At 67.3% G+C, this 12,380-nt stretch carries 11 protein-coding genes; 6 read left to right on the plus strand and 5 right to left on the minus strand.

Annotated elements, in window-relative coordinates:
- The first annotated feature begins 28 nt into the window (after window positions 1-28).
- The 6 genes from AC5Y5Z_RS08520 to AC5Y5Z_RS08545 are packed head-to-tail and all read left to right on the plus strand — an operon-like array spanning window position 29 to window position 8,106.
- A complete protein-coding gene (locus tag AC5Y5Z_RS08520) occupies window positions 29-118 on the plus strand; it encodes a potassium-transporting ATPase subunit F (RefSeq protein WP_463827484.1) in 90 nt (29 codons plus the stop codon).
- Complete coding sequence (gene kdpA / locus AC5Y5Z_RS08525) at window positions 118-1,779, plus strand: potassium-transporting ATPase subunit KdpA (RefSeq protein WP_499924633.1); 1,662 nt, start codon at window positions 118-120, stop codon at window positions 1,777-1,779. Before AC5Y5Z_RS08520 ends, kdpA begins: the two co-directional genes overlap by 1 nt.
- Before the next feature lie 7 nt (window positions 1,780-1,786).
- Entirely contained in the window at window positions 1,787-3,940 is a 2,154-nt protein-coding gene (gene kdpB, locus AC5Y5Z_RS08530; RefSeq protein WP_499924948.1) for a potassium-transporting ATPase subunit KdpB, read from the plus strand.
- Between the two features lies 1 nt (window position 3,941).
- Complete coding sequence (locus tag AC5Y5Z_RS08535; protein WP_499924634.1) at window positions 3,942-4,865, plus strand: potassium-transporting ATPase subunit C; 924 nt, start codon at window positions 3,942-3,944, stop codon at window positions 4,863-4,865.
- Between the two features lie 8 nt (window positions 4,866-4,873).
- A complete protein-coding gene (locus AC5Y5Z_RS08540) occupies window positions 4,874-7,429 on the plus strand; it encodes a DUF4118 domain-containing protein (RefSeq protein WP_499924636.1) in 2,556 nt (851 codons plus the stop codon).
- A complete protein-coding gene (locus tag AC5Y5Z_RS08545; RefSeq protein WP_499924638.1) occupies window positions 7,426-8,106 on the plus strand; it encodes a response regulator in 681 nt (226 codons plus the stop codon). The genes AC5Y5Z_RS08540 and AC5Y5Z_RS08545 overlap by 4 nt, the downstream gene beginning before the upstream one ends.
- Here AC5Y5Z_RS08545 and AC5Y5Z_RS08550 read toward each other — a convergent pair.
- From AC5Y5Z_RS08550 to AC5Y5Z_RS08570, 5 genes are all read right to left on the minus strand, one after another.
- Complete coding sequence (locus AC5Y5Z_RS08550; protein WP_499924639.1) at window positions 8,069-9,052, minus strand: Ppx/GppA phosphatase family protein; 984 nt, start codon at window positions 9,050-9,052, stop codon at window positions 8,069-8,071. The two genes, AC5Y5Z_RS08545 and AC5Y5Z_RS08550, sit on opposite strands and share 38 nt — an antisense overlap.
- Window positions 9,049-9,537, minus strand: coding sequence for a DUF501 domain-containing protein (locus AC5Y5Z_RS08555; protein WP_499924640.1), 489 nt, complete (start codon window positions 9,535-9,537; stop codon window positions 9,049-9,051). The genes AC5Y5Z_RS08550 and AC5Y5Z_RS08555 overlap by 4 nt, the downstream gene beginning before the upstream one ends.
- Window positions 9,530-10,219, minus strand: a complete 690-nt coding sequence (locus AC5Y5Z_RS08560; RefSeq protein WP_499924642.1) for an FtsB family cell division protein — start codon at window positions 10,217-10,219, stop codon at window positions 9,530-9,532. Before AC5Y5Z_RS08560 ends, AC5Y5Z_RS08555 begins: the two co-directional genes overlap by 8 nt.
- Window positions 10,220-10,225: 6 nt before the next feature.
- On the minus strand, window positions 10,226-11,515 hold the full coding sequence (eno, locus tag AC5Y5Z_RS08565) for a phosphopyruvate hydratase (protein ID WP_463827476.1): 1,290 nt from the start codon (window positions 11,513-11,515) through the stop codon (window positions 10,226-10,228).
- Between the two features lie 79 nt (window positions 11,516-11,594).
- On the minus strand, window positions 11,595-12,338 hold the full coding sequence (locus tag AC5Y5Z_RS08570) for a lytic transglycosylase domain-containing protein (RefSeq protein ID WP_463827475.1): 744 nt from the start codon (window positions 12,336-12,338) through the stop codon (window positions 11,595-11,597).
- Window positions 12,339-12,380: the final 42 nt, after the last annotated feature.

The raw sequence follows: 12,380 nt of genomic DNA on the forward strand, positions 1-12,380 counted from the left end.
CGCTCGGGGCATTGCTGAAGTTGGACAGATGAGTTTCGCCAACACCGTGGGCCTGGTGCTGGCCGTCTTGGTCGCGGCGCTGCTGATGGCAGCCCTGCTCTATCCGGAGAAATTCTGATGGGCCCCGGTGCGCTGTTCCTGGCGTTGCTGGTGATCGCGATAGCGGCCGTGCACGTCCCGCTGGGCGACTACATGTACCGCGTCTACAGCTCCGACAAGCATTCTCGGGCAGAGCTACTCGTCTACCGCATGGTCGGCGCCGATCCCGCGGCCGAGCAGACGTGGAAGACCTACGCCCGCAGCCTGCTCGCATTCTCGGCGGTCGGCGTCGTCTTTCTGTACCTATTGCAACTCAGTCAGAGCCGACTGCCGCTGCACCTGTCCGACCCGGCCACCCACCTGAGTCCGGCGCTGGCCTGGAACACCGCGGTCAGCTTCGTCACCAACACCAACTGGCAGGCCTATTCGGGCGAATCGACGCAGGGGCACCTGGTGCAGATGACCGGGTTGGCGGTGCAGAACTTTCTGTCCGCCGCGGTCGGCATGGCCGTCGCCGTCGCGCTGGTCCGGGGATTCGCTCGCCACCGCACCGAGGAGCTCGGCAACTTCTGGGTGGACCTGACCCGGGGTACGGTGCGTATCCTGCTGCCGATCTCGATCCTCGGCGCGATCGTCCTGGTCGCCGGCGGCGCCGTGCAGAATTTCCACCTGCATGACCAGGTGGCCAGCACACTGGCCGGCGCGCCGCAGATTATTCCCGGCGGTCCGGTCGCCAGCCAGGAGGCGATCAAAGAGCTCGGCACCAACGGCGGCGGGTTCTTCAACGCCAACTCCGCGCACCCGTTCGAGAACCCGACGGCGTGGACCAACTGGGTGGAGATCTTCCTGTTGGTCGTCATCGCCTTCTCGCTGCCCCGCACCTTCGGCCGGATGGTGGGCAACAAGAAACAGGGCTACGCGGTCGCCGCGGTCGTCGGCGCGTTGGCCACGCTCAGCGTCACCCTGATGATGGTGTTCCAGCTGCAGCACCACGGCACCGTCCCGACGGCCGTCGGTGCCGCCAGCGAGGGCGTCGAACAGCGTTTCGGAGTCATCGATTCGGCGATCTTCGCCGACGCCACCACCCTGACGTCCACCGGTGCGGTCGACTCGACGCACGACTCGTACACCAGCCTGGGCGGTCTGATGACGATGTTCAACATGCAACTGGGCGAGGTCGCGCCCGGCGGTACCGGCTCGGGGTTATACGGCATCCTGATCCTGGCCGTGCTGACGGTTTTCGTCGCCGGGTTGATGGTTGGCCGCACCCCGGAATACCTCGGCAAAAAGATCACCCCCCGCGAAATGAAGCTGGCGGCAAGCTACTTCCTGGTGACGCCACTCATCGTGCTGGTCGGAACCGCCGTCGCGATGGCGCTGCCCGGCCAACGGGCCGGCATGGCCAACTCCGGGCCGCACGGGCTGTCCGAGGTGCTCTACGCGTTCACCTCTGCAGCCAACAACAACGGCTCGGCGTTCGCCGGTCTGAGCGCCAACACCGTCTGGTACAACACCGCGCTGGGACTGGCGATGGTGTTCGGCCGGTTCCTCCCCATCATCCTGGTCCTCGCCCTGGCCGGTTCGCTTGCCCGCCAAGGTTTTACCCCGGAGTCCCGCGGCACCCTGCCCACCCACCGACCACAGTTCGTCGGGCTGGTGGTCGGGGTGACGCTCATCCTGGTCGCGCTGACCTTCCTGCCCGCGCTGGCGCTCGGGCCGCTCGCCGAAGGGATCCACTGACGTGACGATCACCACCGAACCACCGACGAACCAGCACAGCGGCCACGCCGCGGCCGCAAAGCTGCCGGGCGGCCTGCTCGACCCCACCATGCTGGTCACGTCGCTGCCCGACGCACTACGCAAGCTCGATCCCCGCACGCTGTGGCGCAACCCGGTGATGTTCATCGTCGAGATCGGTGCCGTGTGGTCCACGGTGTTGGCGTTCGGCGAAGAGACCTGGTTCAGCTGGATCACCGTCGGCTGGCTCTGGCTCACCGTCGTCTTCGCGAACCTGGCCGAAGCGGTGGCCGAGGGACGCGGCAAGGCGCAGGCCGATTCGCTGCGAAAGTCCAAGGCCGACACCATCGCCCATCGCCTCACCAGTTGGACCCCGGGCAGTCCCGGCCCGGCCGAGGAGGTGGCCGCACCGCTGCTGCAGCAGGGCGACATCGTGGTGGTCACCGCCGGTCAGGTGATACCCGGCGACGGTGACGTCGTGGAAGGTATTGCTTCCGTTGATGAATCGGCGATCACCGGGGAATCCGCGCCGGTGATCCGGGAATCCGGTGGTGACCGGTCCGCGGTGACCGGCGGGACGACGGTGCTGTCCGACCGCATCGTCGTCAGGATCACCCAGAAGCCCGGCGAAAGCTTCGTGGACCGGATGATCGCCCTCGTCGAGGGCGCGAACCGGCAGAAGACGCCCAACGAGATCGCGCTCAACATTCTGCTGGCCGCGCTGACCATCATCTTCGTCTTCGCAGTCGCCACCCTGCAGCCGTTGGCGATCTATGCCAAGGCCGACAACCCGGGGGTGGCGGACACCTCGGCGCTGAGCGGTGACGGCATCAGCGGCATCGTGCTGGTGGCACTGTTGGTGTGCCTGATTCCCACCACCATCGGGGCGCTGCTGTCCGCGATCGGCATCGCGGGCATGGACCGGCTGGTGCAGCGCAACGTGCTGGCTATGTCCGGCCGTGCGGTGGAAGCGGCCGGCGACGTCAACACCCTGCTGTTGGACAAGACCGGCACCATCACCCTGGGCAATCGCGAAGCCGCACAATTCATTCCGGTTACCGGTATCACGCACGAGGAACTGGCCGACGCCGCCCAGTTGTCCAGCCTGGCCGACGAGACCCCCGAGGGCCGTTCGATCGTCGTCTACGCCAAGTCGGCCTACGGGTTGCGGGCGCGGACGCCGGGCGAGCTCGGCAACGCTTCGTGGGTCGAGTTCAGTGCGACAACCCGGATGTCGGGCGTCGACCTGGACGGACGGCAGTTGCGCAAAGGTGCGGCCAGCTCCGTGGCCGAGTGGGTCCGTAGCCATGGCGGCACCGTGCCCGCCGAACTCGGCGACATCGTCGACGGCATCTCCGCGGCGGGCGGCACCCCGCTGGTGGTGGGCCGGGTGCGCCAGGGCGGCCGCCCCGACGACGAGGCCCGGGTGCTGGGCGTCATCCACCTCAAAGATGTTGTCAAGCAGGGCATGCGGGGCCGATTCGACGCGATGCGGCAGATGGGCATCCGCACGGTGATGATTACCGGAGATAATCCGTTGACCGCCAAGGCGATCGCGGAGGAAGCCGGAATCGACGACTTCCTCGCCGAAGCCACCCCCGAAGACAAACTGATGCTGATCAAGCGCGAGCAGCAGGGCGGGCGACTGGTGGCGATGACCGGCGACGGCACCAACGACGCCCCCGCGCTGGCCCAGGCCGATGTCGGGGTGGCGATGAACACCGGCACCTCGGCGGCCAAAGAAGCCGGGAACATGGTGGACCTGGACTCCGACCCCACCAAACTGATCGAGATCGTCGAGATCGGCAAACAACTGCTGATCACCCGGGGCGCGCTGACCACCTTCTCCATCGCCAACGACATCGCCAAATACTTCGCGATCATCCCGGCCCTGTTCGTCACCTTGTTCCCCGGCCTGGACCTGCTCAACGTGATGCGATTACACAGCCCGCAATCGGCGATACTGTCCGCGGTCATCTTCAACGCCGTCGTCATCGTCGCTCTGATTCCGTTGGCGCTGCGCGGCGTTCGGTACACGCCCAGCCAGGCCGCAAAGCTGTTGAGCCGCAACCTTTACCGCTACGGACTCGGCGGCATCCTCGCCCCGTTCGTCGGGATCAAGCTCATCGACCTGATCGTTCAACTGCTGCCGGGGATCGCCTGAGATGAACTTCGCCAACACGATTCGTCAACATTGGGCCGCACTGCGCGCGTTGCTCGTCTTCACCGTGCTGCTCGGCCTCGGTTACCCGCTGCTGATCTGGTTGGTGGCGCTGCTGCCCGGGTTGCACGACCGAGCAGAAGGGTCCCTGCTGCGGGTCGGCGGTACAACGCTCGGCAGCAAGCTGATCGGGCAATCGTTCACCGACTCAGCCGGCAACCCGCTCCCGCAGTACTTCCAGTCCCGCCCGTCGGCCGCAGGCGCCGGATACGACCCGATGTCCACCGGCGGCAGCAACCTGGGACCCGAGAACGTCATCGACACCATGGCCGATCCGGCCAAGATGGCCGCCGGAAAGAGTGCGGCCGACGCCGGCTTCAAGGCCAGCCTGCTCACCCTGGTCTGCTCGCGCAGCGTTGCCGTGGGGCGACTCGAGGGCGTGGACGGGTCGCGTCCCTTCTGCACGGCGGCGGGCGTCGGTTCGGTGCTGGCGGTGCTGGGTCCCCGCAACGAGCGCGGCCAGGTGGTGCACCCGACGCGGGTGGTCAGCGTCAACGAGCCCTGTGCGTCCACCAAGCTGCCCTTCGTGGACAGTTACCAGGGCGTGCGAGTCGAATGCGCCGTCTTCGGCGAGGACTACGCCAGCGGCATGATCGTGCCGGTCCGCGGCGCCGCGCCCGGCCGGCCCCAGGTGCCCGCGGATGCCGTCACCGCCAGCGGCAGCGGCCTGGACCCGGACATCTCCCCCGACTACGCCGAGATCCAGGTGAACAGGGTCGCCAAGGCCAGACATGCCACACCCGATCAGATCCGCCACATGGTGCAGCAGTATCGCAGCGATCGCACGCTGGGCTTCATCGGTGAGCCCGCAGTCAACGTCGTCCAACTCAATCTCGCGTTGGACCGCAGGTACCCGGCCACGGGTTAGCGCCGAAGGTGGATGATGTTGATGTGACCGACCCCGGCTTCACAGTGCACCGTCCCAAGCCCGGCGAGCTGCGCATCTATCTCGGTGCGGCGCCCGGCGTCGGCAAGACTTTCTCGATGTTGAGCGAGGCGCACCGTCGACTCGAACGCGGCACCGATGTGGTGGCGGCGGTGGTGGAAACCCACGGGCGGGCGAAAACCGCTGAGCTGCTTGACGACATCGAGGTCATCCCACCGCAATACATCGACTACCGTGGCGGCCGCTTTCCCGAACTCGACGTGCCGGCGGTGCTGGCGCGACACCCGCAGGTAGTCCTGGTCGACGAGCTCGCCCACACCAACACCCCGGGCAGCCGGAACGAGAAACGCTGGCAGGACGTCGAAGAACTGCTCGACGCCGGGATCACCGTAATCTCCACCGTCAACATCCAGCACCTGGAAAGCCTCAACGATGTGGTCGCCCAGATCACCGGGATCGAGCAGAAAGAGACGATTCCGGATTCGATCGTGCGACAGGCCGCCCAGGCCGAGCTCATTGACATCACCCCGGAGGCGTTGCGGCGCAGGCTTTCCCACGGCAACGTCTACGCGTCCGAGAAGATCGACGCGGCGCTGTCCAATTATTTCAGGCGTGGAAATCTCACCGCACTGCGGGAATTGGCGCTGTTGTGGCTGGCCGATCAGGTCGACACCGCGCTGGCCAAGTACCGCGCGGAGAACAAGATCACCGACACGTGGGAGGCCCGCGAGCGAGTGGTGGTCGCTGTCACCGGCGGCCCGGAGTCAGAGACGCTGGTTCGACGGGCGTCGCGGATCGCCTCGAAATCCAGTGCCGAACTGATGGTGGTGCACGTGCTGCGCGGCGACGGGCTCGCCGGGCTGTCCGAGTCCCGGATGAGCAAAATCCGGGAACTGGCAAACAGTTTGGACGCCTCGCTGCACACCGTCGTCGGCGACAACGTGCCCGATGCGTTGCTCGACTTCGCCCGCGAGATCAACGCCACCCAGCTGGTGATCGGCACCTCCCGCAGGTCTCGGTGGGCACGCCTGTTCGACGAGGGCATCGGCGCGGTGATCGTGCAACGTTCCGGCAAGATCGACGTTCACATCGTCACCCACGACCAAGCCAAGCGGGGCACCCGGACACCGTCGTCGCCCCGTGAACGACGGCTGATCTCCTGGTTGGCGGCGGTGATCATCCCGTCGGCGATATGCACTATCGCGGTCACCCTGCTGGATCCCTACCTGGACACCGGTGGCCAGAGCGCGTTGTTCTTCATCGGCGTGCTCTTGGTGGGTCTGCTGGGAGGCGTTGCGCCGGCGGTGCTTTCGGCGGTGCTGTCCGGACTGCTGCTGAACTACTTCCTGATTGCTCCGCGGCACAGCTTCACCATCGCCGCACCCAACAGCGCGGTGACCGAATTGGTGCTGCTGCTGATCGCGGTCGCGGTGTCGGTGCTGGTCGACAGTGCCGCCAAGAGAACCCGGGAGGCCCGCCGCGCCGCCCGAGAGGCCGAGCTGCTGACCCTGTTCGCCGGATCGGTGTTGCGCGGTGCCGATCTGGCCACGCTGTTGGAGCGGGTGCGCGAGACGTACTCGCAGCGCAGCGTCAGCATGCTGCGCGAACAATCGGGTCACCGTAAGGTCATTGCCTCCGTCGGCAAAGACGCCTGCGCCACAGTCGATTCCGCGGATACTGCGATCGAGGTCGGGGACGACGAGTTCTGGATGCTGCTGGCCGGGCGCAAACTTGCGGCGCGGGACCGCCGGGTGCTCGGCGCGGTGGCCAAGCAGGCTGCCGGGCTGGTCCGCCAGCGCGAACTCGCCGAAGAGGCCGGCCGTACCGAGGCCATTGTGCGGGCTGACGAATTGCGCCGGTCACTGCTTTCGGCGGTCAGCCACGACCTGCGCACGCCGCTGGCCGCGGCCAAGGTGGCGGCGTCCAGTCTGCGCGCCGCCGACATCGCGTTCTCCCCCGAGGACACCGCCGAATTGCTGGCCACCATCGAAGAATCCATCGATCAGCTCACCGCGTTGGTGGGCAACCTACTCGACTCCTCGCGGCTTGCCGCCGGGGTGGTACGTCCCGAACGGCACTTGGTGTACGTCGAGGAAGTGGTGCAGCGCGCCCTGGTCAGCATCGGCAAGGGCGCCACCGGCTTCTACCGGTCAGCCATCGACCGCGTCAAGGTCGACGTCGGCGACGCCGTGGCAATGGCCGACGCCGGGCTGCTGGAGCGGGTGCTGGCCAACTTGATCGACAATGCGCTGCGCTATGCGCCCGACTGTGTGGTCCGGGTCAACGCGGGCCGCGTCGGCGCCCGGGTGTTGATCAACGTCGTCGACGAGGGCCCGGGCATCCCGCACGGCACCGAAGAGCACGTCTTCGAATCCTTCCAGCGCCTTGGGGATCAGGACAACACCACCGGCGTGGGCCTGGGCATGTCGGTGGCGCGCGGCTTCGTCGAGGCGATGGGCGGCGCGATTTCCGCCGGTGATACGCCCGGTGGCGGGCTGACCGTGCTGGTGGATCTGCCTGCCCCGTGCGAAGGCGGTGAACGATGACCCGCGTGCTGGTGATCGACGACGAGCCGCACATCCTGCGGGCGTTGCGCATCAACCTTTCGGTACGCGGATACGAGGTGATCACCGCGTCCACCGGGGCCGGCGCGCTGCGCGCCGCCGCCGAACATCCCCCCGAGGTGGTGATTCTGGACCTCGGGCTGTCCGACATGTCGGGCATCGACGTGCTCGCGGGTCTCCGCGGCTGGCTCAGCGCACCGGTGATCGTGCTGTCCGCCCGCACCGACTCCGCCGACAAGGTCGAAGCACTGGATGCCGGTGCCGACGACTATGTCACCAAACCCTTTGGCATGGACGAGTTTCTGGCCCGGTTACGGGCGGCGGTACGCCGCAACACCACGGCTGCGGAGCTGGACCAGCCGGTCATCGAAACCGAGGCGTTCACCGTGGATTTGGCCGCCAAGAAGGTCACCCGCAACGGCACCGAGGTGCATCTGACCCCCACCGAGTGGGGCATGCTCGAGGTGCTGGTGCGCAATCGGGGCAAGCTGGTGGGCCGCGAAGACTTGCTCAAAGAGGTGTGGGGACCGGCGTACGCGACCGAAACCCATTATCTGCGAGTGTATCTGGCGCAGTTACGGCGCAAACTCGAAGACGATCCGGCCAACCCTAGGCATTTGCTCACCGAGTCGGGTATGGGCTACCGATTCGAAGTGTAGGCGCGGCGATCGACAGCACAATGCCGTCCAGGATGTCGTGTTCGCTGACCGTCAACTCGGCGATACCGGCCCGGTCGTGCAGTTCGCGGGCCAACTCCCGCACCACGATCGCACCGCCGCCGATCACATCGACTCGGCCCTCGTGCATAGGTCCCAACGCGGCGCGCTCAGCGCGGGTCATGGCGATCAACCGATCACAGAAGTCCAGCAATGGGGCCAGCGCCACACGCGAAAGATGAATGGCCGCAGCGTCATAGGTGGTCATCTCGTGGGCCAGGGCCGACAAGGTGGTCATCGTCCCGGCCAGTCCCACCCAGGTCCGTGCCCCCTCGACGGGCACTGCGCGCAGTGCGACCTCGAGTCGTTCGCGAACCACCTGTGCGGCCGCCTCGACTTCCGCCGCGGTCGGCGGGTCGGAATGCAAGCAGCGCTCGGTCAGCCGGACACAACCGATGTCGGCCGAGTAGCTGGCGATCACCTCGTCAGCCGCCTTGCCGAGCACGATCTCGGTCGAGCCGCCGCCGAGGTCGACAACAAGGAAAGGTGCGTTAGCGCTGTCCAATTCGCCGACCGCACCGCGGAACGACAACTCGGCCTCCTCGGCACCGGTGATGACTTCGGCGACCGCACCGGGAATCACCGTGCCCAGCACCTCGGCCGTCATCGCGAAGAATTCGTCGCGATTGCTGGCATCGCGGGTGGCGGAAGTGGCGACCATCCGCACCCGCTGCACGCCGTGCTGCGCCAGCAATTCGGCGTAGTCGGTCAGCGCGGCCCGGGTGCGGGCGATCGCGTCCGGAGCGAACGCGCCGGTCGCATCCACCCCCTGGCCCAGCCGCACGATCCGCATTTCCCGGTGGACGTCCGTCAGCTGGCCGTCGGCGACATCGGCGATCAGCAGACGAATCGAGTTGGTACCGCAGTCGATTCCGGCTAGACGGATCATACCCATTGTCTCCCAACCAGATTCGCGGTCGCAGGCTCAGCAGCCAACAGTGCCAGCGCTTCGTCCCCGAAGGGGTTGATCCCGGGCCCCTTGGCCAACGAGTGTGCGATCAGCACATGTAGGCACTTGACCCGGTCCGGCATGCCACCGCCGGAAAACGCGGTCCCCAGTGGCTCGATCGCGTCGCGCTCAGCCAGATACGACTCGTGCGCCCGGCGGTACGCGGCCGCCAGGTCCGCGTCCCGGACCAATCGTTCCGTCATCTCACGCATCAGGCCGGTGGTCTCCAGTCTGCTCGCAGCCGCCGTCAGCGCCGGATGCGTCAGGTAGTACAACGTCGGAAAAGGCGTTCCGTCAGGAAGTTTCGGAGCGGTCTTCACCACGCCCGGGGTGCCGTCGGGACACCGGAAGGCGATGCTGAGCACCCCACGCGGCTCGCGCCCGAGCTGTCGCGCCACCGCCTCCAGGTCCGCCCGATCAACCACCGGAATCCGGTGGATTCGGCGGCACCGGCCCCGGTTCGGGTGCCGGGGCAACAGTGGGCGGCAGGTGCGGCGCATCGGCGATGGTGTGCCACAGCGAGGTGTACCAGGGTTCGTTCTTGGCCTGGGGGTTGCCCTCACCGCCCGGCTGTGGCGCGGTCGCGGCCGTCGGCGGCAGCTGCACCTGGAACGGAATGTCGCCGGGTTTGACGAATCCCAGCCGTTCGCGCGCCTGCGCCGCGATGTAAGCCGGGTCGCCCAGCTGGCCCTTGCGTTGCTCCAGATCGGCGATCTGGCGGCGCAGCGCGGCTTCGGTCGCGGTCAGCTGCGCCATTTCGGTGCGCTGCGCGAAATAGGTACGCACCGGGCCGGCAATGGTCAACGTCAGCACGCAGACCACCGCGGCCAGAATGGCGGCTCGGCGCGCGGTGAAGCCGAGTCGCTGGTCGGAGCGCTGGTCGACGGATTCGCTGAACTTGCGCTTGATGGGCTCGACGACGTGGTCCTGCAGCGAATGCGCAGAGCTGCGGCTCTCGTCGGGCGCGGTCTGCGCGGGCTTGGACTGCGGCCTGGAGCCCGGTTTGGCGACCGGTTTGGAGCTGGCGCGCCGGCCCCGAGCCGAGTCGCCGGCCTTCCCCGGCCGCGATGCCGGGGAACGACGCTTCGGATCAGACTTGGCGGCCAAGCGGCTTTACTTCGGGTCCAGCGCGAATCGTGGGAATGCCAGGTCGCCGGCGTAGCGGGCCGCGTCGCCCAGCGCCTCCTCGATGCGCAGCAGCTGGTTGTACTTCGCGACGCGCTCGCTGCGGGCCGGCGCACCGGTCTTGATCTGCCCGCTGCCGACCGCCACCGCGAGATCGGCGATGGTGGTGTCCTCGGTCTCACCGCTGCGGTGGCTCATCATGGTGCGGTATCCGCTGTGGTGGGCCAGCGCCACCGCGTCCAGCGTCTCGGTCAGCGTTCCGATCTGATTCACCTTGACCAGCAACGCATTTGCCACGCCGCGTTCGATACCTTCTTCGAGGCGTTCGGGATTGGTGACGAACAGGTCGTCACCGACGATCTGCACCCGGTCGCCGATGCTGGCCGTCAACGCGGCCCAGCCGTCCCAATCGTCTTCGGACAGCGGGTCTTCCAGGGATACCAACGGGTAGTTGCCGAGCAGCTCGGCGTAGAACCCGGCCATCTCCTCGGCGGTGCGGGTGGAACCTTCGAAGCTGTAACCGGTGCCGTCGGTGTAGAACTCGGTGGCAGCGACGTCGAGCGCCAGGGCGATGTCGGCACCGGACTTGAAGCCCGCCGACTCGATGGCCCGGACGATCAGGTCCAGCGCGGCGCTGGTGCCGGCCACGTCCGGGGCGAAGCCGCCCTCGTCGCCCAGGCCGGTGGACAGCCCGTCTTTCTTCAACTCCGCCTTCAACGCGTGGTAAACCTCCGCGCCCCAGCGCAGCGCCTCGTGAAAGCTGGGGGCACCGATCGGGGCCACCATGAACTCCTGCACGTCGACGCCGGTGTCGGCGTGCGCGCCGCCGTTGAGGATGTTCAGCATCGGCACCGGCAGGATGTGCGCGTTCGGGCCGCCGATGTACCGGAACAGGGGCAGCGCGGCACTGTCCGCGGCCGCCTTGGCCACCGCCAGCGACACCCCCAGGATGGCGTTGGCGCCCAGCCGGGACTTGTCCGGCGTGCCGTCCAGGTCGACCAGCGCCTGGTCGACCAGCCGCTGATCGTCGGCGTTGAGCCCGATCACCGCCGGACCGATCTCGTCCAGCACGGCTTGGACGGCCTTCTTCACGCCCTTGCCGCTGTACCGGTCACCACCGTCACGCAGTTCGACGGCCTCGTGCTCCCCGGTCGAGGCGCCCGACGGCACCGCAGCGCGGGCAAATGTTCCGTCGATCAGCGCAACCTCGACCTCGACGGTCGGGTTGCCGCGAGAGTCGAGGATCTCGCGGGCTCCGACCTGCTCGATAATGGGCACTGGGCTCTCCTTCGCCTGCTGACTTCTGACACACCCCCGGCAACGTTTAGCGTAAAGCCTGGGTCAGCGCTTCATCTTTCTACAGCGGATGACCCGCCGCATAGGCGGTCGCCCAGTCCCGCACCGCGCGTGCGTACACCCCGGAATTGTTGTAGGCGCGAAGCGCCGTGATCCAGCCGCGGGGCGTCGCGAGATCCTTTCCGCGCCAACATAAATATCCGGCGGCCGAGAGCGCGGCATCGTCGATGTTGTCCGCACTGGCGGCGCCGTCGTTGTTGGCGTCGACGCCGTACAGCCGCCACGTCTCGGAGATGAACTGCATGGGCCCCATCGCGCGTTGCACGCCGTCGTCGTCACTGGAGCCGTTCGACGCGGCCGCGTCGGCCTCGTCCACGATCCGCAGATTGCCGCCGGTGCCGTCGAGGCGCACCCCACGAATAGGCGGCCTGACATCGCCGTTGGGCGCGATCGTCGCCCCCCGGTAGGTGCCGTTGTGACTCTCGACCTGCCCGATACCCGCCAGCGTTGTCCAGGCGATATGACACTTGGGATTCTCGACCTCAGCCACCCGGGCGGCGTAGGCGTAGGCCTCCAGCGCGGTGACAGGCATCTCCAGAGCAGGCGCCCGTTGCTGCGCCCACTCCCGTAACTGGTCGGCGGGACGGCCGGCGGCATGGGTGTCCACCGGCGGTACCGGGTCCCCCGCGGGCGGTGGCACACCGTCAGGGATGAAAAGGCTCAGCTGCCACGTACAACTTGAAGCCAGCAGCATCGCGGTCGCCCCTATCACGGCGACCGCGCGCAACCAGCGTCTCGGCGACACAACTCTCCCTGTCGGATCTCCCTGTCGGACGCCCCGTCGGAC

The sequence above is a fragment of the Mycobacterium sp. NGS29 genome, from assembly GCF_059812965.1.

Coding starts and splice junctions, on each gene's coding strand:
- kdpA (WP_499924633.1), top strand. CDS start 118: ATGGGCCCCGGTGCGCTGTTCCTGGCGTTGCTGGTGATCGCGATAGCG.
- AC5Y5Z_RS08545 (WP_499924638.1), top strand. CDS start 7,426: ATGACCCGCGTGCTGGTGATCGACGACGAGCCGCACATCCTGCGGGCG.
- AC5Y5Z_RS08520 (WP_463827484.1), top strand. CDS start 29: ATGAGTTTCGCCAACACCGTGGGCCTGGTGCTGGCCGTCTTGGTCGCG.
- AC5Y5Z_RS08535 (WP_499924634.1), top strand. CDS start 3,942: ATGAACTTCGCCAACACGATTCGTCAACATTGGGCCGCACTGCGCGCG.
- AC5Y5Z_RS08550 (WP_499924639.1), bottom strand. CDS start 9,052: ATGATCCGTCTAGCCGGAATCGACTGCGGTACCAACTCGATTCGTCTG.